This window comes from Actinomadura miaoliensis, assembly GCF_039536785.1.
GTDB classification, from domain to species: Bacteria; Actinomycetota; Actinomycetes; order Streptosporangiales; family Streptosporangiaceae; genus Spirillospora; species Spirillospora miaoliensis.
Map to the genome: position 1 here is coordinate 1 of NZ_BAAAZG010000035.1, position 24,588 is coordinate 24,588.

Below are 24,588 nucleotides of genomic sequence, written 5' to 3' on the forward strand. Positions count from 1 at the left end.
GCCAGCGGTCCGCAGCCGCCCGGGCCGCGCCTGGACGCCGCGGCCCGCGCCCACGCCGCGGCCGAGGCCGCCGCCCGCCGCATCGAGGAGGGCGCCGACCCCATCGCCACCACACACGCGGTCAAGGCACAGCTGCGCGCGACCGGCACCACCGCCGTCAACCAGGCCGCCGCCGCCGGATCGGCCGCCGCCGCCACACAGCTCGGCGCCCGCCAGCTTCTGTGGGTCGCCGAACGCGACGCCTGCCTCACCTGCATCGCCCTGGCGGGCGAGATCGCCCCGATCGACACCGGCTTCTCACCCGACATCACCTACGGAGACAGGCCGCTGCGCTGGAACGACTTCAGCGGCCGCCCGCCACGGCATCCGCACTGCCGCTGCCACATCGTCCCCTACCTCGGCGGCGCCCAGGACCAGGCCGCCGCCGACGCGCTGCAACGGGAGGCACGCCGCAGCGTCGTGCGCGGCTGGTCGCTGCCCAGCGAATCGGAGGCCGCGCGGATCCGCGCCGCCGACCGGCTGCTGCGCCGTGGCGTCGGCCTGCCGGTCTCCGTCGAACGCTACGGCCACCAGGCCGTAGCGGCAGGCCGGTTCCCGCGCGGCCGCGCCCTGCCCCAGCCGCCAGCGCAACCCGCCACCTGAGAAAACACCACCGCGCCGGATGGCGCACAACGAAACCGGGGGTCCGGATGGACAAGAACGACGGCCTGCAGGACGAGCAGACCACCGCGCTGCCTGGGCAGCTGCCCGTGCACCCGCGCACGGGGCTGCGCGCGCTCGGTGTGCTCGGCTCCGGCCGGGTCGTGTGGCCGGTCATGGGCGGCGCGCCCGATGACCAGGACGACGACAGCGACGACAGCAACGGCGACGACCACGACGACCGGGACGACCGGGACGACGACGGCAGCAGCCGGGACGACGGCGAGGGCCAGGACGACACCGACACCGAGGCCGGTGACGACGACCGCAGCGGTGACGGTGACGGGAAGGGACGCCAGCACGAGCGCCGCGACGACCCCCGCCGCGAGGACCTAGTCGACCGTGCCGAGCTGCAGCGGGTCATCCGCGAGCGTCAGGCCGCCAAACGAGCCCTTCGGGAAGCGCAGCAGCAGCTCGCCGAGCTCAAGCGGTCCTCCGAGAGCGAAACCGAGCGCGCGCAGCGGGAGGCCGCCGAGAAGGCCGCCGCCGAGGTCGAGAAGAAGTACAAGCCGCTGGTGGTGCGCACCACCGCCAAGGCCGCCCTCATCGACGCCGGTGTCCCCAAGGACAAGCTCGACCGCATGATCCGGCTGATGAACCTGGATGACATCGAGGTCACCGACGACGGCGAAGTCGACGGCATCGACGCCCAGATCGCCGAGCTGCAGGAGGAATACCCCGAGCTGTTCACCCAGCCCGAGCCGCCCCGCCGCAAGCCCAGCGGCGCCAAGGCCGCCGACGGCGCCGACAAGCCCCCGGCCAAGAAGAGGATCAGCCCCGAGCAGCAGATCCTGAAGCGGCTGCGCGGCGAGAAATAACACCCATACCACCCAAGATCGTTTACCCTGTGTAGTGATGGCCCTCCTGGATGGGAGAGCCGGGACCCGGCTCGGACGAGCCACACATCGCCCGCGACCACCCCGTGGCCGCCAGGGCGTGGCAGACGGCCCGGACGGGCACCCCACACCCCATCCACGAAGGGCCATCACGACATGGCAAGGGCAGACTTCGACGCCTGGGTCCCCGAGGAGTGGGACTCCAACGTCATCCAGCGCGTCCAGCAGGTCTCCGCCGTCGAGGCGTACGGCCGCCGCTACCCGATGACCACCGACACCCGGCACGTGCCCCGCTCGGCCGGCATGGAGGTCGAGGGCATCGCCAAGGGCGGCACCTACACCGAGGACGTCTCCGAGAACGACGAGGTCCTGCTCACCGCACGCAAGTCCGGCAAGGCGATCTCCATCGCCGACGAGGACACCAAGGACTCCCACGTCGACATCCTGGAGACCAAACGCCTCGACTGGGCCACCAGCTGGGCCAAGTACTTCGACAACGCCACCCTCGCGACCACCGCGGCCGAGGGCACCCCCAGCTACGCGGCCGTCCCGTACACCAGCGTCTACAAGGCCATCCGCACCAGCCACGCCGACACCGACTACACCGCCGACGCCAACTACGTCCTGGCCACGGGCACCGTCACCTACGACGACCTGTCGGAGGTGCTGAGCCTGGTGGAGACCGGCGACTACTGGGACGAGAACGAGGCCCTGGTGATCGCGCACCCCGCGTTCAAGCGGCGGCTGCGCGGCATCAAGGACCTGCAGGGCCGGCCGATCTTCGTGCAGGGGCAGGGTGGCGACTCCGGCACCCCCAGCACGCTGTTCGAGCACCTGATGCGGTTCAGCCTCGGCGCGCGGACCTCACCGACCGCGACCTCCTCACCGACCGGCAACCCGCTGCTGATCGTGTGCAACCGGCAGCTGCTCAAGGTCGGCGTCCGGTCCGGCCCCGAGTGGGCCGTCGCCGGTGCTGACACCGGCATCGGCTTCATGTCCGACGAGAGCAAGCTGAAGATGCGTGCCCGCCGCGGCTTCGCCGTGGGCCACGAGAAGGGCTTCGCGGTGCTGGAGCTGGACGAGACCGGCTCCTGACCATCAGCACCCCCGCCCCGCTTCCCCAGGGGCGGGGCCGCTCCGAGGACGAGGAGGCGCGTATGGCGACGGCCCAGTGCCCGAGCTGCGGACGGCCGGACGTGCGGGTCCGCACCGACGGCAGGCTGTACAGGCATCAGGTGGACGGCGCTGCCTGTGACGGATCGGGGACGCTGGCCACCCAGCCCCCGCAAGACGCAGATCCCCGGCCGCCGGAGGGCGAGGACCCGTGGCCGCCGGAAGGTGAGGACCCATGGCCCCCGGAGGGCGAGGACCCATGGCCCCCGGAAGGGGAAGGGCCCTGGCCCTCTGCCGGGTACGCCACCAGCACGCCCCGGGACAGCGCCGGGCAGACAGCAGAGCCCCCCACCGAGGACGACCCGCAGAGCGAGGCCGATCCCCAGACCGAGGAGGGGACACAGGCCCAGAGCGACGGCTTCCACATACAGATCACCGTCCGAGAGCCCTGCCCCTACCTCGATGACCAGGCATGGCACCAGGCCAACCAGCGCATGGCGGTCCGCCGCGCCGAGACAGCCGGCCACACCGTGACCGGCGACGCCCGCCACACCCGCACCGACCACGGGCTCGGCAGCATCACCCTCACCTACACCGTCCCGATCAACCCGACGACCGCCTAGCCAGCAAGGAAGAGGGGAGTGGGCAGCATGACGTGGGCGACCCCGGCCGAGGCCAAGAACATCACCGGCCAGGAGATCACGCAGGAACAGCTCGACGCCGCCAACGCGGTCATCGAGATCTACGTCGGCGTGACCGAGACCGCCCGCCACCAGCTGCGCCCCCGCGACCTGCGCCTGCTCAAGAAGGGCGAGGCGTTCCAGGCCGCCTGGCAGGCCGAGCAGGTCGATTACACCGGCCGCTCCGACATCGACGAGGTCGACCATGACGGGCTGCGCTACTCCAAGGCCGACCCCGACACCTTCACGCTGGCGCCGCTGGCCAAAGCCGCCATAAGCCGCCTGTCCTGGCGGCGCTCACGCACCCTGCAGGCGCTCACCCCTGGGCAGGCACTGGCACTGCGCGGCAAGCGCACCCCCGAGACCATCGGTATCGACGCCGACGACTTGGAGGTGGACGACACCGGCCTCACCCGATGGAGGCCGATCAGATGACCACCAGCAGCGGCTTCACACCCACCACCACGGTGTCGATCCTGCGCACCGATCCCGACGACCCGAACGCGGTCGACGAGTACGGCGACCCGCTCGACACCGACACCCCGATCGCCACCGGCCTGCCGGCCTCGATCATCCAGCAGGCCGTCCGCCAGTTCCTCCCCTCAGAGAATCGGCTGACCATCATCCAGACCCACACCGGGCGCCTGCGCGGCGACGTGGACGTAAAGCCCACCGACCGCATCCGCGACGAGCGCACCGGCACCCTCTACACGATCGAGGGCCTGGTCCAGCCCCAGGCCCCGTTCGGCGCCCGGGCAGCGATCCGCCTGGACCTTCGCAAGATCACCTGACCGACGTTAAGGGAGGACAGGGTGGCCCAGATCCGCGTCACGATGACGCCCGGCTGGCAGCGCCTGCTACGCCCCAGGCTGCGGCGCGCCGAGAACCGGCTCGCCGAGATGGTGGCCGAGGACGCCCGCCGCTTCGTCCCGATCGATTCCGGCGAGCTCCAGTCCACCATCCAGGCGCGCGGCAACCGCGTGTACGTCGGCACCGACTACTGGCACATCGTGGAGTTCGGCTCCCGCCCTCACACCATCTACCCCCGAGCCAAGAAGGCCCTGTACTGGCGCGGCGCCGCCCACCCCGTCCACCGCGTCCGCCATCCCGGCACCCCGGCCCAGCCGTTCATGCGTCCCGCGCTGTACCGGCGCCGCACCCCGCCGGACATGGCATGAAGGCACCGACGAACGAGGTCGTCGCGGTCGCCTGGATCAAGACGCTGCCGGGCATCCCCGCCAACCGCGTGGGCACCACGCTGCCTGACTCCGCGGCGTGGGCCGACACCGGCTTCGTACAGATCGGGCTCGTATCCGGGCAGCCGGACATCTACGTACCGCAGCGGCAGCCGGTGCTCCAGATCGACTGCTGGGCCGTCAACCCCGACTCCCAGAAACCGCCCTGGGGGAAGGCGAACGCCCTGGCGGACATCATCGTGGCCGCGTGCCAGCCGCACCGGCAGCGCGCATCGTTCGGCCGCATCACCACACCACCGCAGTTCGCCGATGCCCGCGTGCAGACCGGCCACGCCCTGTCCGAGCCGCGGCGCATCACGCCCGAGGACGGCCGCATGGCCGACTACCAGTTCGAGCTGCAGCTGTACTGGGCGCCCCTGGCGGTCACCCCATGAGCCGCGAGGGACCGCGCCTGTACGGCCTGTGGGGCGAGAAGTCCCGCTGCCTGCTGACCTGGCACGGCCGCGTCATCTCCCACACCTCCCGCGCGGAGCTGGAGTACCTCTTCCCGGCCACCCGGGTCGTGCCCATTCCGCCAGGCATCGGCCCCGATGAGCACATCCCGGTCCAGTTCGTACCGACCCGACCCCGGCGGAGGAGAACCGCATGAAGCACAAGATCCGCACCACCATGCGCCCGCACACAGTGACCGAGGTCGGCGATGCCGAGCTGCTGGACCTGCAGCGGCAGGGCCTGATCGCCGACGTCACCGACCAGGCCAGCGGCACGCAGGCACAGCCTCCCCACCCGCAGGCCATGACGACCGCCCGGCCGGACATCCCGGCGCGGAGCACCAGGCGTAAGCGCGACAGCCAGGAAGCGGAGTAACCGATGGCAGTCACCGTCACCAACCTCATCCAGGGGCCTGCCGATCTGTTCGTCGGCCAGTTCGGCGCAACCGAGCCTCCCGAGGAAGAGGTCGCTCTCCCTGTCGATGAGACCAGTGTCGCCACCGAGTGGCGGGACATCGGCGGCACACAGGGCGGCGTCACCCTCGAAGTCGAGCTCGAATATTCCGAGCTGGAGGTCGATCAGATCGTCGACATCCCCGAGTCGCGCCTGACGAAGCGCACCTTCAAGGTCAACACGAACATGGCCGAGCCAACATTGGAGAATCTGCGGTTCGCGTTCAACGGCGGCACCATCAACACCGGCGCCGGATACAAGTCCTACAGCCCGACCATGGACAACTCCGCCGTCTCCCCGAACTACTCGGCGGCCATCTTCGACGGCATCGCCCCCGCAGGACTGCGCCGCCGCGTGATCGTCCGAAAGGTCATCAACGAGGCCACGGTCGAACAGGAATCAGTGAAGGACGGCCAAACCCTCCTGCCCGTGGAGCTGAAAGCGCACTACGTCTCCCGCAGCGTTCCGCCGTTCGACTACGTCGACGAGGACGACGGCGGCTCCTAACAGCCCGCACCTCACCACCGCCCGGCCCGTAAACGGCCAGGGCCCGCCCCTAGGAGAACCATGTCGGTAAACGACACAGACGAGGACGACATCCCCGAGCTGCCCGACCCGGACGCGCCGCCCGAGGACGTCGAGATGGTGCCGCTGTTCAAGATGGGCGGCGAGGTCTACGAGATCCCCAGGCGCATGCCGGCCGGTATCGCCCTGGAGTACCTGGAGAAGCAGGTCACCAAGGGGCCGGACGCGGCGGCCATGTGGGTCATGACCGAGGTCTTGGGCGAGGACACCTACCAGATGCTCAAGGACCACCCCAGCCTGGAGTTCGACCAGCTGCAGGACGTCTTCGACCGGCTGGAAAAGCACGTCCTGGGGGGAAAGGGCCAAAAAGCAGCCCAGGGCCATCGTGGCGTTCGCCGTCGCAAAGGCTCCAAAAAATCGCGTGGGTGATCGACTGTCTGGACGACATTCGATCTGACCTCTCCGTGCTGCACCGGATCGACGACATGGAAGGCATGGACGCCGCAAGATTCTTCAGCTTCTGTGAACGGCTGCACGCGTATCAAGGCGCGGTGAGAATGCGCGCCGAGGAGAACAGCCAGCGCCGTTCCAGCGCGTCCGCACCAGCTCGACCCCAGCCGCAGAAGACCTATTACAACGACATCGCGGACAACCCCGCGATCTTGCAGTTCTTCGGGAAGAGACGGGACCGGTAACCGGGAATGGGCTTCCGTATCGCCGAGGGCTTCGTCCAGGTCACCTCCCGGTTCAACGAGGGCGTGATCCGGCGCGGCGCCGACCGTGTCGGACGCCGCGCCGGACAGGCATTCGGCGACGCCTTCAGCCGCGAGTCCCAGGGCGGCCTGAGCCGCGCACGCCGTGCCATGGACACCGCCTTCCGCGGTGCCCAGCAGGTCGGCCGCGAGGCAGGTCGCGCGTTCGGGATCGGTTTCCAGCGCGACGCGCAGAGGCGGCTCCGCGACTCCGCAGGCCACTTCGCCCGCGACTTCGACAGCTGGGGGCGGCTGTCAGGGCGGCTGTTCGGACAGGCGTTCCACCGGGCCTCCGAGGCCGGGATGAACCAGGTCCGCAGCCGGTTCGGCGCTCTGTTCCGCCGGGTGTCCGGCGACGCCGGGCGCGGCGCCGGACAGGAATTCGGCGCGGGCTTCAGCCGCGACGCCAACGGACGCCTGCACGACTCGCTCGGCAGGTTCGCCTCCGAGTCCGCCGTATCCGGGCGCACCTCCGGCCGGGGCTTCGCCTCCGGCTTCCTCGGCGCCATCGGCACGCAGGGCTCGCGGATGTTCACCGCCGTCGGCGGCGTGTTCTCCCGCATCGGGCTCAGAGCCCCGCCGCTGATGGTCGGCGGGATCATCGGGGGGCTGGCTGCCCTGCCCGCGGTGGGAGCCGCGGCGGCCATCGGCCTGACCGCCAAGTTCGGCATCGGGATCGCCGCGATCGGCCTCCACGCGGCGGCCCAGTCCGAGCGTGTCAAGAAGGTCTTCAGCGACCTCGGCGATCACGTCGAGACCACGCTGAAGCGGATCAGCAAGCCCTTCGAGGGCACGCTGATCTCGATCGCCGGGTACGCGCGGGGGCTGTTCGACTCCCTGGTCCCGCACCTGGAGGGAGCGTTCGCGACCCTGGCGCCGGCCATCGACCTGTTCGCGGGCCGGTTCCTGGGAGCACTCAAGTCGTTCGGCCCGGTCATCGACGTCGCCGCGCAGGCGTTCGCCAAGCTCCTCGACCCCCTCGGCCAGGCCATGGAGCCGGCCATCGCGGGCCTGACCGACGCGCTGTCGGACCTGTTCACCACCGTCCGCGACAGCCCCGAGCTGGGCGGGTTCCTCGCCGGGTTCGTCACCCGTGTCTTCGGCATGGTGACGGTTCTAGTCCGCGTGGTCGACAAACTCGCCCAGGCCTACGTCTGGATGCGCCGGTTCGGCGCTGAGGTCGCCCAGACCCCGATCGCGCAGAAAGCCCGGGAGATCGGCTCGGCGATGGGCGGCGCCTTCACCGGGTTCATCCAGACCCAAGCGCCGAAGGCGGTCGACAAGGCCCGCCAGATCGGCTCGGCGATCGCGGGGGCTGCCTCCCGGATCCGGCAGGAGGGCGGCCCCAAGATCACCGCCGCCTTCGCCGGGGTCGCGCCAGGGTTCGACGGGATCATCGGCAAGGTCCGCAACCTCGGTGGCGCGGTCGCCGACCGGGCCAGCGACATCGGCGGCAAGATCACCGGGCTCGTCGACAAGGTCGGCGAGAAGTTCCGCGAGTTCCGCGACAAGCACGCCGCCGACTTCGAAAAGGCGTTCGATCGCGTCTCGGAGATCGGCCGCAAGGTCGGCGAGACCCTCGGCAGCGCCATCGATGTCGTCACCACGGTCGTCAACCGGCTGGGCAGCGTCCTGGGCTTCGGCCTGGACATCCTCACCGCCGTGTGGGGCCGCTTCGGCGACGACATCCTCAACACCCTCAAGATCGTCTTCTTCACGGTCACCGGAGTCCTCTCCGGAGCTCTCACGACGATCAAGGGCATCTTCGACACCTTCGTCGGGATCTTCACCGGCGACTGGTCTCGCGCCTGGGACGGCATCAAGGCGATCTTCTCCGGCCTCTGGCAGGCCGTCCTCGCCATCCTGCAGGGCGGTCTCGGCTTGGTGGTGCAGACCGTCAAGACGACGATCAGCCTCATCATCTGGCCGTTCCAATGGCTCTACGACAAGATCGTCGGGTCGCTCATCCCCACCCTGGTCAACGGGGTCGTCTCCTGGTTCAACACGCTGCTGAACCTTGGGCTGGCGCCGATCCGCTGGCTCCGCGACCGCGCGGTGGCGATGTTCACCAACGCCCGAGACTGGATCATCACCCGCGTGCAGTCGCTGCGGGACGGCGCGGTGTCCCGGTTCACCAGCCTGCGCGACGCCGCGGTGTCCCGCGTCACCAACCTGCGGGACTGGGTGACCTCCCGCGCGACCAGCGCCCGCGACTGGGTCGTCTCCCGCATCCAGTCGCTGCGGGACGGCGCGGTCTCGCGCTTCACCAGCCTGCGCGACACCGCCACCTCCCGTATCAGCAACCTGCGGGACTGGGTGACCTCGCGGGCAAGCAGCCTCCGCGACCGCGTGGTCAGCGCGTTCAACCAGCTCAAGGACCGCACGATCTCGGCGTTCTCACGGGCAGCCGATGGCGTGAAGACCGTGTTCAACCGGCTCCGCTCAGCGGCATCCAGCCCCGTCCGGTTCGTCATCGACGTCGTCTACAACAAGGGCATCCGGGGGGTCTGGAACAACATCGCCGGGAAACTCCCGGGCGTCCCCGGCCTGCCGTACATGCCGATCCCCAAGGGCTTCGCCAAGGGCGGCATCACCGACGTCCGCCGCGGCAAGGTCCTGTCCGGCTTCTCCACCCGCGACGATCAGCTCGCCATGGTCCGCTCCGGCGAGGGCATCCTCGTCCCGGAGGCCGTCCGCTCCCTGGGCGCCGGATTCATCCACACGGCCAACCGCCTGAAGAACCGGGCTGGGGAGCTGCTGCTCCCAGGGTTCCGCGACGGCGGAATCGTCGGTCTCGTCGGCCGGTTCCTGGGCAAGGCCAAGAACAACTTCGCCGGTGGGTTCGTCAAGGCCCTGGAGGCCGCGCTGAGGCCGATGGTGAACATGGTCACCTCCCGGTTCGGTAACCGCGCCGACTTCCCCGGCCTGCCCGGCAAAATGCTCGGTCACCTGGTGAGCAAATCGATCGGCTGGCTGCGCCAGTTCGCCGACCAACTAGAGGGCGGCGACGGCCGCAAGGTCGTGCAGATCGCCGAGAAATATGTTGGACTGCAGGGAAATCCGAATAGATTCACTCGCGCCTGGGGAATGGACTTCCTGGCCTGGTGTGGGATGTTTGTGGCCGAAGTCTTCAAAGAGGCAGGCGCGAAGAAAGCCTTGGCCGGAGTGTCGTGGCCACCCCTGGTCAGCTCCTACACCAGCCTTCCCCGCGTCTCACCAGGCGCCAAGAAGGCCGGTGACCTCGCCCTGTACCGGGGAGACGCTGGCCATATCAACATTTACACAGGAAAAGGCGCGATAACCATCGGCGGAAATGAGAGCAACGCCGTCCGCAAACAGAACGGCTACATCAACTCTGCCTCGTCAATCCGCCGTCCCCGCTTCGCCAAGGGCGGCATCGTCGACCCCGACCAGTACGTCGACCTCGTCTTCCAGGACGAACGCGAGAACGACTGGTTCCACACCACGCCACACACCCGCGCGCTGCGCGAGGTCATGTCCGCCCCGCCCTGGGCACGCGGCACCCACGACATCGGGGGAGTGCTGCCCGACGGCGCCATCGCCGTCAACCGCTCCGGCACGGCCGAGGTCGTCCAGACACTGGATCAGCTCCGCGCGATCGTCGAGGCCGCCAAGGGCCAGCACACCACGATCGTCCTCCAGGAGGGCGCGATCGTCCTGGACGCCTCCAAGATCAAGTCGATTCAGGACCTCCTCACCATGATCGAGGGACTGCGGGTCACGGCCCGACAGTACGGCGCGAAGGCAGGCATGCCATGAACGTCATCGACTGGCTCGCGGCGGCCGAGGACACCGCCGCCGAGAAAGCCCGGCTCGTCATCCAGGCATGGGAGAACCACCCAGGCCGCGGCGTCGATGGGCAACTGGCCGTAGCCGTCCCCGACGGCGAGGTCACGATCGGGCACCTGGAGGTCAGCGACCAGGACGACGCCGTGTGCGTCGAGGTCTGGACCGGCCCGGCGCTGGGGCCACCGCAGTGGCGCATCGTCAACCCCCCGCTCCTGATGCCCGACGGGCAGGGCGACATCGAGGTCACCGAGCCGGACGGACGCACCACCCGCTACCGCCATGACCCGATCACCGCCATCGCCACAGCCATCGCCGGGAGCAGGACCACTCGATGAGGAGCACGGTGAGGAGCACACGGTGACCACCACGATCGTGTTCGCCCGCGGCGGCGTCGATGCCGGCAGCGTCCACTCCTACTCCACCAGTTACGCCGCCGCGCTCGCAGGTGCCAACTTCGAGCAAACCCCGGATGCCACTCTCGCCTACGTGGGGCAGGCACGCGGCTCCCTCTACCACGTGCACCAATGGGGCACGCAGTACAGCTACACCGCGCCCTCGACCCGCACGGCGGCGGCCGCGTACTTCCTCTGGTACGCCGATCATGTGACCGGCACCGGGGTGTCCCGCTCGATCGAGATCACTGCCTACAACTGGGGCGCGACCTGGGGCACCGACAACTTTCGAACCCCCGGGCAGCTCAACCAGCTGGTCAACCAGGACGGCGCGATGGTCGCCAAGATCGAGAACGCGCACACCAGCGGGACCGGACGTCTGCGGGCCGGACTCGAACAGATGAGCCAGCTCTCGGCGACCGCGGCCCTGCGGTACATCCTCTACACCGGCCGCAACCGCAACCAGCTCACCCCCTCCGACAACGAGTACCACCGGGTGCGGACCTCCAACACGGCCGGAACCGCGGAGGACCCGGCGCTGTTCGTCGCCGAGACCACCAAGCACCTGATGGATGTCAGCCTGGGCGGCCAGGTGCAGCTGTCCGACGGGACGCACGTCTACCTGATCCAGGCCGCCACCGCCCCAGACATCAACACCATCAGCGTGGTATGGCACAACGGCACCACCGCCAGCACCGTGCACACCTCGCCGATCAGCCCCGGCCGGGGCGGCGCCCAGACCTATGCCCTCTGCCGGGACGCCTCCGACAACCTGTACATCCTCAACGGCAACCCCCAGTTCCCCGGGGTCCTGCGGGCCCGGGGCCTGGTCAAAGGTGCCGGGCACAACTGGACGGCCCGCGACGTCCACAACCTCGCGCTGCCCGCCCACGAGGGCGACATCATCAACGTCGCCGCCGCTTGGCACCCCCAGGGCAGCGGCGGCACGATTGTCGCCCTCGTCGCCCGCAACGCGGCCCGCAACACCGGGATCCAGACCGCCTACATGCTGCTCAACCCCGCGTACCTGCTGACCGGCAGCGGCAGCGCGGTGCGGGCCTCCGGCAACGCTGAGGGACTGCTCGTCGATAACCCGGCCCCGGACGGCTCCCACAACTACGTCAACGAGACCGGCACGCTGGCGGACCTGGCCGCCGCCCCGGGCTCGGGCCGCGGCTATGTCATCTGCACTACCAAGGCCCAGGTCCTTGGGGACCGGGGCGCCCAGTCGGTCGCCGTCTACGACCTCAACCCGGGCGGCACCGGCTTTTCCAACACCACGCGGCTGCGCGACACCTCCACCGGATACGCCGCCAAGGACGCCGACGCCAAGTCGCGGGTGCTGGCCATCGACGGCTCCCAGGTCGTCACGGTCACCGCCGATCCGGCCGCCGACCGTGGCGTCACCGTGGTGCACCGCCAGGCCCTCGGCACCGGCACAGTCGTCACCCTGGCGGACGTGCGGCTGGCCGCCGAGGACATCACCAGCATGCCCGCGGCGTCGGTGCTGGCCACCAGCCCGGTATGGGACTGCATCTACAGCCCCACCGACAACCGCGTTTGGATCTACTACTTCGACCAGGCCGACCCGCGGCGCCTCATGCGCACCCATGTCAACCTGTCCACGGGGCAGGCCGGCCGCGACCAGGTCCAGGTCGCCTCGGCCGTCGGTGCCGCCGGATCCACCAACCTGGCGATACGCGTGCACCGCGGCTGGGCCGCCGGGGACCGCATACTGATCACCGTCGCCAACCGCACCAGCGGCGGCGCCCACTCGCTGATCACCGTTACCGACCTGCTGAACTGGCCGCCCACCCAGCCCACCCTGGCACCCAAGGCCGCGTTCGACGCCACGACGCCCGCGACGTTCACCTGGACGTTCAACGACCCCAACCCGCAGGACCGGCAGTCGGCGTTCCAGTTGGAGATCTACAACGTCAACTCCGGCGCCCTCGTGCACGACACCGGCACCACCACCAGCACCGTCACCGCCTACACGCTGCCCGCGAACACCCTGAACAACGGCATCGAGTACCGGTGGCGCGTGCGGACCTGGGACGACCTGGGGGAGATGTCCCCATGGTCGGCCTACGGCACCTTCGTCACCTCCAACTCCGGCAGCCTGACGATCACCGACCCCGCCGTGGACAACGATCCGGCCATCATCACCGCCTCCTACCTGATCGCCTGGCAGGTCACCGGCACCACACAGGATGCCTACCGTGTCCTGGCGCGACGGTCCGACACCGGCGCCGTCCTGGTGGACACGGGATGGGTCACCAGCCCCGCCACCACGTACCTGGTGCAGGGGATGGCCGCCGGGGTCGAATACCAGATCGAGGTGACCGCCCGCAACGCCGCCCAGGTGGCCACCAACACCGCGGTCAGGCTGATCACCCCCGACTACGCCTCGCCGGAGCGGCCGCTCATCGCCGTCGAGCCTGTCGATGACGGCGGCTACGTCCTGGTCACCGTGATCAATCCGCCGTCGGCCGGGGACCGGCCCACGCCGGTCGGCAACGAGATCTACCGGCGCCGCGCCAGATCCGGGGACCCCTGGGTGTTGCTCGCCGAGATCGAACCGGACGGCACCTACCGCGACTACAGCGCCCCCTCGGGGGTGCAGCTGGAGTACATGGCCCGAGCAGGAGTCACCGGATGACCCACTACACCTTCTACTCCGACTCCGACCCGGCCACCACACGGCTGGAGCTGGAGGGCGCGTGGATCCACGACCCCGCCGATCCCGCCGGGACGGTGCGGCACTACCGATTCGGCAAGGCCACCCGCGACACCAAGATCGACATCGGCGGCACCTCCCTGACGTTCGCCGGACGCCGGTTCCCCGTTGTCGAGTACGGCGAGCACCAGGACGACCAGTACGGCATTCGCGTCCAGATCCCCGACGGCGACACCTACCGGGCCGAGCTGGACGACCTGCGCGCGTTCGCCGAGGCCAAGACGACGCTGGTGTTCCGCGACAACCGCGGCCGCCAGATGCACGGCACCATGTCCGGCTACGCCGTGGACGACCAGCCCTGGGGCGCCGAGGTCTCCTTCACCTTCACCCGCGTCAGCATCGAGCAGGTGACGGCCTGATGCAAGCGATCGCACCGCCTACCGGGGACCACAACCCCCACGGCTACACCACCTCAGAGGTGTTGCGGGCGCTGCGCGGAATCGACGGCACCCGCCGCCTGTCCTTCCGGTACGAGCTGCTGGACGCCACCAACGTCAAGATCGGTGATCTGGACAACGTCATCGAGGCCAGCGTGAGCCAGAACTGGCTCGCCGACATCAAACGCACCGCCCGCTTCCGGCTCCGCGCCGACGGAAAGATCGACTTCCTGTCGAACCGCATCAAGCCGTGGGTCCGGCTGCATATGCCTCGCAAACAGGTCCAGCTGCCGTTCACGATCAACCCCTCGTGGCGGAACCGGGTCAACGGCCCCGACGGCGAACAGGTGACCGTGGACAACTCCGGCGCCTCGGGCGACCCGCTCGGCAGCGTCACCGGGACCGTGCTGTATGACGGGTCATGGTCAGCGGACGGGCAGCGCTCGGCCCGGCTCGGATCCGTCGATGGGACGAGCGAGGCCGCGTTCACCTTCCCAGCCGGCACCCGAACGGTATGGGCGTTGCGCGCCTACCTGTTCGTGCCCTCGGGCACCCGCCTGGCCCTGACTCCTTATCAGATGGAGGGAGGCCCGGCAGGCGACATCGTGATCGACGACATCGACCACGAGTACCGTCTCGGCAGCGTCGATATCACCACGATCCGCGGGCAGCTGCTCGATCGGCCGGTGCGCCTGGAGATCGCCACCGACGGCTACACCGCGATCTACCGGCTGTACTGGACCGATCCCTACAACCCCCCGACCAGCACACAGACGAGCGCACAGACCGGTGTGCAGGCGGTCGGCGGCGCCGACTTCACCGCCACCGAGCCATCGACCACATGGGACCCGATCCAGACCATCACCGTGACCGGCAAAGGCCGCCCCGGCCGGGTAGGCCCCGCACCACAGCCGATCCTCGCCCGCTGGAGCGGCCGCGGCCTGACGCCCGGAACAACGATCACCACGAGCACAGCCGGAGACGGCGACACCCCCTTCACCCTCGCCAGCACCGGGTTCACCGTGGCCGAGGGCGGCCCACGCCCCCCGCGTATCCAGATGACCCAGCAGCCCTCCGCGACCGCCCAGCTGATCTGGCGCGCCGCGGTGTTCGGCCAGCACGACCAGTACGCGGTGCGCATGTACTGCAACCTCACCGCCTACCCATCCGCGGGCGCCCCGCTGCTGCAGGCCTACGGCAGCGCCGACAGCCAGCTGCGCTGGCGCCTCGACCTCACCTCGACGGGACTGCTGCGGCTCCGGGACGCCGGCAACACCATCATCGCCACCGCCGCCACCTCCCTGCCTGTAGCTGTAAACCTGCGTGTGGAGGTCGTCGTGGACGGCACCGCAGCGACCGTGACCGTGCACAACGGAGATCAGACCGGGCCCCCGATGGTCCAGCTGTCCGGCACCGTCGGCGCCACCGCCGACGCGATCCGCTACGGCAACCCCCAGACGGCCCCCACCTGGCCGACGCTGTACCTGTACGACCTGGCCATCTCCGACAGGGCCGAGCCGATCGGCCCCACGATCGCCCCGGTCAACCTGGTCAACACCGCTGACGGCGGCGCCGTTGGTGCCGCCGTCACCCCCACCAACTCCGGTGGGGGCAGCGGCAACGTCTGGAACACCGTCATCACCGGCGGCTCCGGTTCCCTCACCTACAGCGGCGAGCAGGCCCGCGGCACCCTCTCCTACAAGATCACCGGCGACGCGGCCAGCGATGTCCTGCTCGGCTGGGAACAAGCCCTCGGCACCCAGACCGAGGAATGGGGGCGCGTCGAGCTGTACCTGCCTTCCGTGCCCTCGGGGAACTGGACGCTCGTCTGGCTGCGGAACGCGACCAGCCAGGTCATGCAGATCCGCCTCAACCCCACCGGACGACTGGAACTGCTCAACACCACTGGGGCCGTCATCGCGGCCAGCGCGGCCGTTGTGGCGATCGGCCGTTGGGTGCGGATCGAATGGCACTGCATCGCCCGCGCCTCCGGCGGCACCGCCACCGTCTCTCTGTACAACGACGTCGACGCGGTCACCCCCACCGAGACCATCGGCTCCAGCAACGCCGCACTGGCCGACGGCATCACCCGCCGCCATTTCGGCCGGGCCGCTGGAGCAGGGCCGGGCATCGCCTACCTGGACAACATCGCGGTCTCGATCGCCGGGCCTGTCGGCCCATCCTCGCCGATCGCCGCCAGGCCCGCCATCGACTCCATCACCTACGGCACGCCCGGCCCCACACACGAGCTCGCCCCCGAAGCCACCAGCTTCGTGGAGTGGCCGCAGGGCGTGTTCCTGCTGTCCACCCCGACGCGGGAGGCCGACGCCTCCGACGTGGTCACCCGCGACGTCGAAGGCTACGACCAGCTGCAGGTGTACTCCGACGACCTGGTGGTCGACCGGTATACCGTCGCGGCGGGCACCGCGTACACGACGGCGGTTTCGACGCTGCTCGGATCGATCGCCAAGCGCATCACCCCGAGCGCGGCGACGCTGCCCACCGCGCGCGAGTGGGAGCCCGGCACCAGCAAACTGAAGATCATCAACGAGCTGTTGTCCGCGATCAACTACGAGAGCCTGTCGTTCGATGAGGACGGCGTCGCGGTCGTCGAACCTTACGTGTCCCCGGCCGAGCGGCACGCCGAATACACCTACGCCGACGACGCGGTCAGCGTGATGACCCCCGAGGTCTCCCAGGAGTTCGACCTCTTCAACATCCCGAACCGCTGGGTGCTCGTCGTCAGCGATCCCGATCGCCCTCCCCTCACCGCCGTCTACACCAACAACGACCCCGCATCGCCCACATCCACGCTCCGCCGGCAGCGCATCATCACCGACTTCCGCACCGAGGAAGACGCCGCCGACCAGGCCGCCCTCAACGCCAAGGCCGCCCGCCTGGCGTTCGAGGCGTCCCAGGTCTACGAGGCGATCGAGTTCACCACCTGGATCATGCCGATCCACTCCGGCAACGACGTCTACAAGATCGTGTACGGGCCGCTGGCGGTGAACGCCACCTACGCCGAGCAGAGCTGGGAGATGCCGCTGAAGGCCGGGAGCCAGATGAAGCACCGGGCGCGCCGGGTCGTCTCCATCTCCGACGGAGGCGCCTGACATGGACGCCTTGTCCTTCCTGCAGGATGTCGCCGGGTACGCCCAGGCGCAGGCGGGGAACAGCTCAGCTGACCGGCCGATCCGGCTGGGCACCATCGACCCCGCCTACGCCCCGGCCACCTTCTGGGACGGCACCCTGCCCCGCGTCAGGTTCGACGGCGAGGCCACCATCTCGGGCAAGATGTACCCCGTCGTAGCGCCGTACTGGCCGCAGCCGGGCGACCGGGTCGCCCTGGTGCCGGTCGGCACCACCTACCTGATCATCGGTGCGCTCGGCCCCGGGCTGGCCACCAAATGGACCCCCGTCACCTTCACCAACGGCTGGGGCAACTTCGGCTCGTCCTGGCAGACCGCCCAGTACCGCCGGGACCACACCGGACGGGTGTGGCTGCGCGGCGTGATCTCCGGCGGCACTGTGGGCTCCTCGGCGTTTCAGCTTCCGGCGGGCTTCCGCCCGCCCGCCCAGTTCGTCACCGATGCCGTGTCGTCGGGAGGTAATCCCCCGACGCTGTGCCGTCTGCAGTTCAACCCTGACGGCACGGTGGTGCCTCAGCAGCAGGTGGGGACCTTCGTGGCGCTGGACCACTCCTTCGACCGCGCCCCGTGACGTCCGGCCAGGCCGCGACGGTCCGAACCGCCGCCCGCCTACCGCCCAGCGGCTGTGCGCCCTAGAGGGCGACGCCCCGTTTGACTCACCGGGCGTCGCCCACCACGGTCACCTCGTCGCGCGGCTCCTGCGCGCTGTACGGGCTGCCGAAGTTGATGGTGATGTTGCTCGGCGAGGCGACCACGATTCCGCTGGTCAGCTTCTTGGACCGTCCCGGCAGCAGCGGGGCGTCCCCCATCCAGGACCCGCCGGTCACCGAGCCCGGTCCGTCGTAGGACGCCAGCACTGCGGTGCTGTCGTTCGGATCGCTGGTGACCGTGACCGCGAAGTCCAGCTGTGCCTTGGCGGCGCTGCCGTTCACCACGGTCATGTCGACCAGGACGCCCTTCCAGCTGGCGGGTTTGTCGTAGGCGGTCGGATCGAGCTCCTGCTTACTCGCCAACCGCAGCCGCGTCACGGTGAGTTTCAGCCCATCGCTGTAGGTGTGTGTCTGGCCGACCTTCAGGACACCCGGCTGCGCGGCCGATTCCTGCGCGGCTGGTGCGGTCTGCTGGGCTGGCGTGGTCTGGGCACCGCCATCGGATGCCTTGTCCTCGCTGCCGCATCCGGTGACGGGCAGCACGACGGCGGCGGCGAGCAGGATGAGGGTGTGACGCATCGAGATCCGTTCTGCACGGGGGTCTTGGCCATTGTGGGACGTGCGAGGCCCCTGGGCGGATTGCGCGCCGAGAGGTCGCTGTCCCCATCCGGTCACCGGGCGCCGACCGGCTGGACTGTGCGTCAGGCGCCGTAGCCAGGCATCTCGCCCAGCAACCGCCGCATCGCCGCAGGCGTGCGCGCCGCCTGATATCGGCGGCACAGCGCTTGCGACGCGGGCGACCCCCAGCGGCTACTCGTGCGCGGCTGCGGCGGATGCCACAGATGCCACAGCGGCGCCTCACCGCGCCACGGCACCCCGGCGATTGTTGTCAGCGCCAGCGCCCAGCACTCGTCCTCTTGCCCCCACCCGACGAACCGCGGATCCAGTGGCACCTCGCGGTACAGGACGCGCGGCAGCACGACCAGGCCGCCACCGGCGAATCCGGGATAGGGCTGCCGCTCCAGCCGACGCCAGCGCGACCCGCCCAGCTCGCCGTCCAGCCTGCCACCGGCCAGGACCGCCGCCGTGGCCGTCTCGGTCAGCCGATGCACATGCCAGTGCGGCACCGCCCACGGCGCCCCCGCGGTGACCGCGTCGACCGCGGCCTGCACGCCCTCGCACCACACGTCGGCGTCCGCGACGACCAGGACCTCCCCGGCCGCCCGCTCGACCGCCGCGGCGACGGCCGCCGCCTTACACCACCCGCCGTCCGGCGGCCGCCCCTCGAGGATCTGCCAGCCGGTGTACCGCTGCTCCCACAGGCGGCGCAGGTAGGACCAGGCTGCGTCGCGGTGGCAGCCGTCGGGCCGCCACGGCACCACGATCGACACCCGGTAGCAGCCTCGCTGCACGCATCCGCCGTCATCGGCGTCCACCGGGTGGGATGGCCTGCCGTGGTGGCACTCCCAGCAGCAGTCGATCCCGTGACAGTGCAGCCCCATCCCGCCGTCGCTCATGGCCAGTCGATCACCCGTTTCACAGGTGCCCGCTCGTCGTCGAGCCCGATCACGGTGTGGTCGCGGAACTCGCCGGGGGCGTGGGTGTTGAGCTGCTGAGCGTCCATGGTGAGGATCTGCTCGGCGCGCTGCTCCAGACTGCCGGACACTGGCCGGCCCCGCCGGTGGTAGCCGACGAACCCGGCATGGTAGGCGCGCGGCACGGCGGGGTAGACGGTGGCCATGCCGTCGGCTTCCAGCACCCGGTGCAGCAGGCCGTCCTGCTCGGCATTCGACGCGGGGATCCGGCTGCCGGGGAACACCGAGCGGCAGTAGCCGACCGGATCGGCGAAGTACCCGGGACCCGCATGCGTGAGGACGGGGGAGAGGCGATCCGGGCGGAAGGACACACCGAGCGACTGGTAGCTGACGTGCCGGTAGACCGCTCCGTCGTCGGCCGGTGGATCGGTGCCGAGGGGGAGTTGCTGGTTGCGGCAGGCCGATACGCAGAACGCGTCCGGGACCAGGGCGTGCGCCCGGCGGTGGAAGGCGAAGTAGTCCCGGCCCACGAGCACGTCTTCCTCGATCAGATGCACCAGCCGCGGCTCCCAGGCGCATGCCTCTCGGTAGGACTCCAGCACGTTGTAGGAGTTGCCCGCGTAGCCGTGGAATCGGCGCCGGATCTGGACCCGGCTGCGTCCGACCGTCGCGGCGAACGCCTCCACAACGGGCTCCAGCTCCGGGTCATGGCCGCGGTCCAGGCATACCCAGTAGACCAGCTGATCATCGTCGGCCAGCGCGAGCCGCCGCAGCGTGGCCACCAGGAAGTCCGGCCGCCGCCAGGCGGGCACGATCACGATCTCCACGGGGTCTCCATGATCAGGACGCCTGTGGCGTAGCCGTCGCCGGTCCGCCGCTCGATGCGGTAGGGGATCGCGCGGGCCTCCAGCCACGGCACCAACTGGTGGCCTTTGACGACTCCGGTCGAGCCGGGCTCGACGTCATCGACCATCATCATCCCGCCGGGCCGGATCATGTGCTGGACGATCAGGTACTCGTGCAGGATGAGGTCGGCGCTGTTGTCGCTGTCGAGCAGCACGACATCCAGCGGCACGGCACCGCTGGTACGCCTTCCAGCGAGGATCGCGGCGAGAACTTCGATGGAATGCCCTTCGATCAGGTTCACGTGCCGCCGCAGGTCATGGGCGCGCAGCACCGCGTCGGCCGTATGCACGTCGAGATCGATCGAGACCAGGCTGCCGCCGTGGTCGCGCACGTGCCGGGCGAAGGTGAGCGTGGACCAGCCGTCGTTGGACTGATAGTTCTCGGTCGAACCCCGGATGCTGCCGGTCTCCAGGAACGCCAGGGCGTCCCGTCCGCTCCGCGCGCGCAGGGCGCTCAGCTCCCCCTCCAGCAACTCACTCAAATGCATGTCATCACAGTCCTTCGATCAGCGTCAGCGCCACCCGCCGGAACTCTGCGTTCCGGGCGGCGACATGAGATCGGGCCAGAGCCGCCATCCTGCGGCGTGTCCGAGACGGCAGCGCCGCCGCCTGCCGGACCGCCGCCGCCAGCTCATCCGGATCGACCTCGTGCTCCCGGGCGAGGCCGCGCGGCCGACTCCCCGCCACCGGCACCAGGTAGCCCCAGTCGGGGCGGACGTGCTCGTTCATCGGGGAGGCATCGGTAGTGACGACGATCGCCCCCGTCGACAGGCCCTCGGTGATGTAGTGGCCCCACCCCTCGCTTCGGGAAGGGCACAGGTGGATCGCCGCGGTGTTGACCTGGCGGACGAGCTCGTCATGAGGGAGCCGCGGCAGCACGGTGACCCCCGCGGGTGCCGGGAGCGGTTTCGCTGAGATGATCGTCAGCGGCGGCAGGTCACGATGGCGCCGCCATGCCTCCAACACGGTCTCGGTGCCCTTCAGGTCCGAGTGGCCCTTCAGGTGCAGACAGGTGCGTGTGCGCGGCACCGCCGGGTCGTACAGGTCACGGCTGGCGAAGCCGGTGTACATGGCGTTGTGCAGGTCCCACCCCTCATACAGCCGCATTGCCTCCTCGCTCTTGGCCCACAGCTGCGTGATCTGCGGAAGGAACCGCCGCCACCTGTGCAGGAACCACTCCATGTTGAACACGCCTACGCTCGTGCGCGCATAGTCCAGCAGCTTGGGGGTGAACAGCTCCAGGAAGATGACAACGTCGCAGCGAGGCATCCGGTGCGCCCGCCAGTGCACCCGGCGCACCCGGTGCCCTGCCGGGACCAACACCTCCTCCAGCAGCGCCATATCGGTCGACAACCCCACGCCGTTGTCACGGCTCACCAGCGTGATGACCTTGCCGGCGCCGCCGCGTCCGGTCACCGTCTTCCCCGCGCCAGGGAACCCCCGGCATGCCGCCCCCGATCGCACACGTGATCCAGTCTGCCCCAAGCGACGGCCAAGGACCGGTAAACGGCTCGGCGTGCCCGGCGCTGCCTCTGATAGGCGCGCGCAGCAGTCTCACAGCCACCGGTCGTCAGGTGTCAGTGTCACCGCTCCCGCATACAGTGATCATGTCCCCGCCCCCTACCAGGCACCCCCAGGAGGAGACAGCCGTGGACATCATCAGCCGCAAGGAGTGGGGTGCGCGCACGCCGCGTTCCAGGCCGACCACGACCTGGTCGCGAAGGACCGAGTTCGTGGTGCACTACTCCGAAGGCCCCACGACGCAGACCCCCCGCCAGATCCAGGACTTCCACTTGGACTCCAACGGGTGGGCCGACATCGGCTACAACTTCCTCGTCGACACCAGGGGGCGCGTCTACGAGGGCCGGGGGTGGCTCGTGGTCGGCGCGCACGCCACCGGGCACAACACCAGCGGCATCGGGGTGTGCATGATCGGCCGGGACGGCGACGCCACCGACGCCGCCAAGAAGGCCATCCGGTGGCTGTACGACGAGGCGTGCCGCCGCAAGGGGGCGAAGCTGGCGAAGCGGGGGCACCGCGACGTCACCGCGACAAGCTGCCCCGGCAAGCAGCTCTACGAGTGGGTCCAGGCCGGCATGCCCGTGTCAGGTGGTGGATCCGACTGGATGGAGGACGCCGTGAAGAAGCTGCCGATTCTCCGCAAGGGCGACAAGGGAGAGCACGTCGAGACCCTGCGCGGGCTGTTGCTCGCCCGTTCGCATCCGGAGGTCAATACGGTCGAGGGGACCTTCGACACGACCGTCGAGTCCGCCGTCCGGGCCGTCCAGAAATGGGGTGGCGTCGACGTCGACGGGATCGTGGGTCCCCAGACCTGGCCCGTCCTTTTGCGGGTTCACCAGTAGAGACGTCGGCGGCACCGGCCGCTGGGCCGGGCGCCATCGGCGAGCGGTACAGGGCCGTTCGTTTTGCCGAGGGGCGACGAGGCGGGCAGCACCAAGAGACTCGGCGACTCCTTTGCTCTACACTGCTGACGGCGCCCCGTCGGGGGGTGCACTTCGCTAGTTCCTGTCGGAGGAACCATGGCTCTCAGCCGCCTTGCCCAAGAACTCGCTGCCGAGATCCGCCTGCAAGACTGGTCGGACGCGCCGTACCGAATCGATCGAGCCGGACACCGCCGCGAGTATGACAGCAACAAGGGCGACAAGGTACTCAACGCCAACGAGACCGCGAATATCCGAACCAACGTCATGTGGGTCGTCGCCCAGGTACTCGGCCATCAAGACCCCAACTTCGACCCGCACGAATTCGCCCAGGCGTGCGGTGTCAACGCCTATAACTCACGAGGTGGGAAGAGCGGCGTGATCACATCGGGCCTCCGCAGGACGCCTGACGGCCGCTACTTCAAGCCAGGCTCACTGAATCCCGAGGATCTGTAGACAACTGGCGTACGGCCCGCCTCCTGTCGGGGAAGGCGGGCCGCCTCGCTGTTTCTTTGCATCCTGGCCGGGCCGTTGGTGTAGGCGGTCAGGCCGTGCAGCCGGCGTTTTCCAGGCCGGTGTTCAGCTGCTCACGCAGCCGCTGATACTCCTGGTCGGTGACGGCGCGGTTGGGGATGTCCAGACCGAATGACTGCCGCTCGTGGCCCGTCGTCGAGACGGTCATGCGGGTGACGAATCGTTCGGGGACCACAGTGTCTCCGGTGGGATAGTCGACTTGTACGGCGTAGCGCAGCACCCGCCCGCCAGGGGCCTGCAGGCAGCGCTTCGCACCTTCTTCCCAGCGCAGATAGATGCCGCGATTGATGCTGTACCACTGCGGCACCAAGTCGTAGCGACGATCAACCCCGTGAAGGGTCGCGGCGACCAAATGTCCCCCGTCGTAGCCGGTCACGGGCGCCATGCGCCCGACCTTGCCCTGACACGGCCCCCGATCAGCGGGGGATACCGTTAGGTCGGTGGCTTCGGCATACTCGGGACGCCCAAGGTCGTCGGTACGGTACTCGGCGTTGTTAGCGCGGTAGAGGGCGTCGGCGCGCAGATAGCGGTCGCATGGCGCGGGGTCAACATCCCGCGTAGCAGTGAGAGACGACGTGGGCGCCTGGTCGCGTGCCGCTAACGGTGCTGTCTGGGGTGCCGTGGAGGCGGTCGATGGTCCGGCGAGGAGTCCGACCGTCAGGACCCCGGCCAGGGCTGCCGCCGCGGCACCGTGCACCGTCCGTCGAGCCCGTGCGCGCCGTCCGAGCATTGAACACCTCTTTGCAGTCGAGTGACTACAGATTGTGTTCGGAGAGTGTGCTCGCCGGTACTAGCGCGCTGGCGAGGTCAACTGGCTGCTGCGGTTACCGTCGTGAGACTGGGACAGCTGCTCAGCGCCTCCACCGCCGCCACCATCGTCACGCAAGCCAGGTGAGTGCCGCGGCATTGATGACCAGATGCATGGTGTTGTCGATGATGATCTTCATGGCGTGCGCCATGCCCGGCGCGACCGTAGAGGGCGAGCCGTGGTTGTCGGTGATGGCCGACCGGGGTGGCCGGTCGGCCCGGGGGGCGAGCTGTTCCCGGGCCCACACGACGTGGCGGGCGAGCTGGTACCGGTCGATCACCACGTGCGTTCCTGCGATGACCAGCAGCGCCCAAGGCGAGCGGGTCAGCAGCAGGAACGGGAGCGTGTAGACGACGCCGTGCGCGACGGCCGGCCACCAGCGCCGCTTCTTGCCGCGCGCCATCCAGCCGGATTGGAGCAGGTAGTCCCCTGCCAGGTGGGCGAGGATGATTTTCCCGATCATGAGGTGCCTCCCACGGTCTGTGTCCGACGGTGGAGTGC

Annotated in this window: 28 protein-coding genes; 21 read left to right on the plus strand and 7 right to left on the minus strand. The window is 69.4% G+C overall.

Features of this window, described 5'->3' with window-relative positions:
- From ABD811_RS23240 to ABD811_RS23330, 19 genes are all read left to right on the plus strand, one after another.
- The coding region (locus ABD811_RS23240) for a hypothetical protein (RefSeq protein ID WP_344951421.1) at positions 1-642 on the plus strand (642 nt) is incomplete at its 5' end.
- A 47-nt stretch (positions 643-689) separates the two neighbouring features.
- Positions 690-1,517, plus strand: a complete 828-nt coding sequence (locus tag ABD811_RS23245) for a phage scaffolding protein (protein ID WP_344951424.1) — start codon at positions 690-692, stop codon at positions 1,515-1,517.
- A gap of 174 nt (positions 1,518-1,691) precedes the next feature.
- Positions 1,692-2,630: a phage major capsid protein gene (locus ABD811_RS23250; protein WP_344951427.1), complete on the plus strand. Its 939-nt coding sequence runs from the start codon at positions 1,692-1,694 to the stop codon at positions 2,628-2,630.
- Positions 2,631-2,692: 62 nt separating this feature from the next.
- A complete protein-coding gene (locus ABD811_RS23255) occupies positions 2,693-3,271 on the plus strand; it encodes a hypothetical protein (protein WP_344951430.1) in 579 nt (192 codons plus the stop codon).
- Positions 3,272-3,298: 27 nt separating this feature from the next.
- A complete protein-coding gene (locus ABD811_RS23260; RefSeq protein ID WP_344951433.1) occupies positions 3,299-3,763 on the plus strand; it encodes a hypothetical protein in 465 nt (154 codons plus the stop codon).
- Positions 3,760-4,119, plus strand: a complete 360-nt coding sequence (locus ABD811_RS23265; protein ID WP_344951435.1) for a head-tail adaptor protein — start codon at positions 3,760-3,762, stop codon at positions 4,117-4,119. The genes ABD811_RS23260 and ABD811_RS23265 overlap by 4 nt, the downstream gene beginning before the upstream one ends.
- Before the next feature lie 21 nt (positions 4,120-4,140).
- Positions 4,141-4,506 carry an HK97 gp10 family phage protein gene (locus tag ABD811_RS23270; RefSeq protein WP_344951437.1) on the plus strand — a complete coding sequence of 122 codons (366 nt, stop codon included), beginning with the start codon at positions 4,141-4,143 and terminating at the stop codon, positions 4,504-4,506.
- Positions 4,503-4,958, plus strand: coding sequence for a hypothetical protein (locus tag ABD811_RS23275; RefSeq protein ID WP_344951439.1), 456 nt, complete (start codon positions 4,503-4,505; stop codon positions 4,956-4,958). The genes ABD811_RS23270 and ABD811_RS23275 overlap by 4 nt, the downstream gene beginning before the upstream one ends.
- A complete protein-coding gene (locus ABD811_RS23280; RefSeq protein ID WP_344951441.1) occupies positions 4,955-5,173 on the plus strand; it encodes a hypothetical protein in 219 nt (72 codons plus the stop codon). Before ABD811_RS23275 ends, ABD811_RS23280 begins: the two co-directional genes overlap by 4 nt.
- Positions 5,170-5,391, plus strand: coding sequence for a hypothetical protein (locus tag ABD811_RS23285; RefSeq protein WP_344951444.1), 222 nt, complete (start codon positions 5,170-5,172; stop codon positions 5,389-5,391). The genes ABD811_RS23280 and ABD811_RS23285 overlap by 4 nt, the downstream gene beginning before the upstream one ends.
- 3 nt (positions 5,392-5,394) lie before the next feature.
- Positions 5,395-5,976, plus strand: coding sequence for a hypothetical protein (locus ABD811_RS23290; protein WP_344951446.1), 582 nt, complete (start codon positions 5,395-5,397; stop codon positions 5,974-5,976).
- Positions 5,977-6,036: 60 nt separating this feature from the next.
- On the plus strand, positions 6,037-6,423 hold the full coding sequence (locus ABD811_RS23295; protein ID WP_344951448.1) for a hypothetical protein: 387 nt from the start codon (positions 6,037-6,039) through the stop codon (positions 6,421-6,423).
- Entirely contained in the window at positions 6,420-6,689 is a 270-nt protein-coding gene (locus ABD811_RS23300) for a hypothetical protein (protein ID WP_344951451.1), read from the plus strand. The genes ABD811_RS23295 and ABD811_RS23300 overlap by 4 nt, the downstream gene beginning before the upstream one ends.
- A gap of 6 nt (positions 6,690-6,695) precedes the next feature.
- Positions 6,696-10,526, plus strand: coding sequence for a phage tail protein (locus tag ABD811_RS23305; RefSeq protein WP_344951454.1), 3,831 nt, complete (start codon positions 6,696-6,698; stop codon positions 10,524-10,526).
- Positions 10,523-10,891 (plus strand): hypothetical protein, encoded by a 369-nt coding sequence (locus ABD811_RS23310; RefSeq protein WP_344951456.1) that lies wholly within the window; start codon positions 10,523-10,525, stop codon positions 10,889-10,891. Before ABD811_RS23305 ends, ABD811_RS23310 begins: the two co-directional genes overlap by 4 nt.
- 22 nt (positions 10,892-10,913) lie before the next feature.
- Positions 10,914-13,610, plus strand: coding sequence for a glycoside hydrolase family 78 protein (locus ABD811_RS23315; protein WP_344951459.1), 2,697 nt, complete (start codon positions 10,914-10,916; stop codon positions 13,608-13,610).
- Complete coding sequence (locus ABD811_RS23320; protein ID WP_344951461.1) at positions 13,607-14,047, plus strand: hypothetical protein; 441 nt, start codon at positions 13,607-13,609, stop codon at positions 14,045-14,047. Before ABD811_RS23315 ends, ABD811_RS23320 begins: the two co-directional genes overlap by 4 nt.
- Positions 14,047-17,178 (plus strand): hypothetical protein, encoded by a 3,132-nt coding sequence (locus tag ABD811_RS23325; RefSeq protein WP_344951464.1) that lies wholly within the window; start codon positions 14,047-14,049, stop codon positions 17,176-17,178. The genes ABD811_RS23320 and ABD811_RS23325 overlap by 1 nt, the downstream gene beginning before the upstream one ends.
- A 1-nt stretch (position 17,179) precedes the next feature.
- Positions 17,180-17,785, plus strand: coding sequence for a hypothetical protein (locus ABD811_RS23330; RefSeq protein ID WP_344951467.1), 606 nt, complete (start codon positions 17,180-17,182; stop codon positions 17,783-17,785).
- 85 nt (positions 17,786-17,870) lie between these two features.
- Here ABD811_RS23330 and ABD811_RS23335 read toward each other — a convergent pair whose 3' ends face one another.
- The 5 genes from ABD811_RS23335 to ABD811_RS23355 all read right to left on the minus strand — a co-directional run bounded on the left by ABD811_RS23335 (position 17,871) and on the right by ABD811_RS23355 (position 21,720).
- The gene (locus ABD811_RS23335; protein WP_344951470.1) at positions 17,871-18,443 is read right to left on the minus strand and encodes a hypothetical protein; all 573 of its coding nucleotides are present in this window, start codon (positions 18,441-18,443) and stop codon (positions 17,871-17,873) included.
- Positions 18,444-18,565: 122 nt separating this feature from the next.
- A complete protein-coding gene (locus tag ABD811_RS23340; protein ID WP_344951472.1) occupies positions 18,566-19,381 on the minus strand; it encodes a hypothetical protein in 816 nt (271 codons plus the stop codon).
- Entirely contained in the window at positions 19,378-20,226 is an 849-nt protein-coding gene (locus tag ABD811_RS23345; RefSeq protein WP_344951474.1) for a glycosyltransferase, read from the minus strand. The genes ABD811_RS23340 and ABD811_RS23345 overlap by 4 nt, the downstream gene beginning before the upstream one ends.
- Complete coding sequence (locus ABD811_RS23350; RefSeq protein ID WP_344951477.1) at positions 20,214-20,792, minus strand: class I SAM-dependent methyltransferase; 579 nt, start codon at positions 20,790-20,792, stop codon at positions 20,214-20,216. The genes ABD811_RS23345 and ABD811_RS23350 overlap by 13 nt, the downstream gene beginning before the upstream one ends.
- 4 nt (positions 20,793-20,796) lie before the next feature.
- Positions 20,797-21,720, minus strand: coding sequence for a glycosyltransferase (locus ABD811_RS23355; RefSeq protein ID WP_344951479.1), 924 nt, complete (start codon positions 21,718-21,720; stop codon positions 20,797-20,799).
- Positions 21,721-21,953: 233 nt separating this feature from the next.
- On the opposite strand from ABD811_RS23355, the gene ABD811_RS23360 reads away from it, so the two are divergent.
- Positions 21,954-22,667 (plus strand): peptidoglycan recognition protein family protein, encoded by a 714-nt coding sequence (locus ABD811_RS23360; RefSeq protein WP_344951482.1) that lies wholly within the window; start codon positions 21,954-21,956, stop codon positions 22,665-22,667.
- Between the two features lie 177 nt (positions 22,668-22,844).
- Entirely contained in the window at positions 22,845-23,201 is a 357-nt protein-coding gene (locus ABD811_RS23365; RefSeq protein WP_344951485.1) for a hypothetical protein, read from the plus strand.
- An 88-nt stretch (positions 23,202-23,289) separates the two neighbouring features.
- Here the strand turns inward: ABD811_RS23365 and ABD811_RS23370 are convergent, their stop codons facing one another.
- Both ABD811_RS23370 and ABD811_RS23375 read right to left on the minus strand, forming a co-directional pair.
- The gene (locus ABD811_RS23370) at positions 23,290-24,009 is read right to left on the minus strand and encodes a DNA/RNA non-specific endonuclease (protein ID WP_344951487.1); all 720 of its coding nucleotides are present in this window, start codon (positions 24,007-24,009) and stop codon (positions 23,290-23,292) included.
- 148 nt (positions 24,010-24,157) lie between these two features.
- On the minus strand, positions 24,158-24,550 hold the full coding sequence (locus ABD811_RS23375; RefSeq protein WP_344951490.1) for a DUF3307 domain-containing protein: 393 nt from the start codon (positions 24,548-24,550) through the stop codon (positions 24,158-24,160).
- Between the last annotated feature and the right edge of the window lie 38 nt (positions 24,551-24,588).

What these genes read in the sequence shown, in the direction of transcription:
- ABD811_RS23375 (WP_344951490.1), bottom strand. Translation starts at nt 24,550, where the DNA reads ATGATCGGGAAAATCATCCTCGCCCACCTGGCAGGGGACTACCTGCTC.
- ABD811_RS23295 (WP_344951448.1), top strand. Translation starts at nt 6,037, where the DNA reads ATGTCGGTAAACGACACAGACGAGGACGACATCCCCGAGCTGCCCGAC.
- ABD811_RS23290 (WP_344951446.1), top strand. Translation starts at nt 5,395, where the DNA reads ATGGCAGTCACCGTCACCAACCTCATCCAGGGGCCTGCCGATCTGTTC.
- ABD811_RS23310 (WP_344951456.1), top strand. Translation starts at nt 10,523, where the DNA reads ATGAACGTCATCGACTGGCTCGCGGCGGCCGAGGACACCGCCGCCGAG.
- ABD811_RS23245 (WP_344951424.1), top strand. Translation starts at nt 690, where the DNA reads ATGGACAAGAACGACGGCCTGCAGGACGAGCAGACCACCGCGCTGCCT.
- ABD811_RS23265 (WP_344951435.1), top strand. Translation starts at nt 3,760, where the DNA reads ATGACCACCAGCAGCGGCTTCACACCCACCACCACGGTGTCGATCCTG.
- ABD811_RS23280 (WP_344951441.1), top strand. Translation starts at nt 4,955, where the DNA reads ATGAGCCGCGAGGGACCGCGCCTGTACGGCCTGTGGGGCGAGAAGTCC.
- ABD811_RS23260 (WP_344951433.1), top strand. Translation starts at nt 3,299, where the DNA reads ATGACGTGGGCGACCCCGGCCGAGGCCAAGAACATCACCGGCCAGGAG.
- ABD811_RS23305 (WP_344951454.1), top strand. Translation starts at nt 6,696, where the DNA reads ATGGGCTTCCGTATCGCCGAGGGCTTCGTCCAGGTCACCTCCCGGTTC.
- ABD811_RS23325 (WP_344951464.1), top strand. Translation starts at nt 14,047, where the DNA reads ATGCAAGCGATCGCACCGCCTACCGGGGACCACAACCCCCACGGCTAC.
- ABD811_RS23335 (WP_344951470.1), bottom strand. Translation starts at nt 18,443, where the DNA reads ATGCGTCACACCCTCATCCTGCTCGCCGCCGCCGTCGTGCTGCCCGTC.
- ABD811_RS23365 (WP_344951485.1), top strand. Translation starts at nt 22,845, where the DNA reads ATGGCTCTCAGCCGCCTTGCCCAAGAACTCGCTGCCGAGATCCGCCTG.
- ABD811_RS23250 (WP_344951427.1), top strand. Translation starts at nt 1,692, where the DNA reads ATGGCAAGGGCAGACTTCGACGCCTGGGTCCCCGAGGAGTGGGACTCC.
- ABD811_RS23370 (WP_344951487.1), bottom strand. Translation starts at nt 24,009, where the DNA reads ATGCTCGGACGGCGCGCACGGGCTCGACGGACGGTGCACGGTGCCGCG.
- ABD811_RS23275 (WP_344951439.1), top strand. Translation starts at nt 4,503, where the DNA reads ATGAAGGCACCGACGAACGAGGTCGTCGCGGTCGCCTGGATCAAGACG.
- ABD811_RS23285 (WP_344951444.1), top strand. Translation starts at nt 5,170, where the DNA reads ATGAAGCACAAGATCCGCACCACCATGCGCCCGCACACAGTGACCGAG.
- ABD811_RS23340 (WP_344951472.1), bottom strand. Translation starts at nt 19,381, where the DNA reads ATGAGCGACGGCGGGATGGGGCTGCACTGTCACGGGATCGACTGCTGC.
- ABD811_RS23350 (WP_344951477.1), bottom strand. Translation starts at nt 20,792, where the DNA reads ATGCATTTGAGTGAGTTGCTGGAGGGGGAGCTGAGCGCCCTGCGCGCG.
- ABD811_RS23320 (WP_344951461.1), top strand. Translation starts at nt 13,607, where the DNA reads ATGACCCACTACACCTTCTACTCCGACTCCGACCCGGCCACCACACGG.
- ABD811_RS23255 (WP_344951430.1), top strand. Translation starts at nt 2,693, where the DNA reads ATGGCGACGGCCCAGTGCCCGAGCTGCGGACGGCCGGACGTGCGGGTC.
- ABD811_RS23330 (WP_344951467.1), top strand. Translation starts at nt 17,180, where the DNA reads ATGGACGCCTTGTCCTTCCTGCAGGATGTCGCCGGGTACGCCCAGGCG.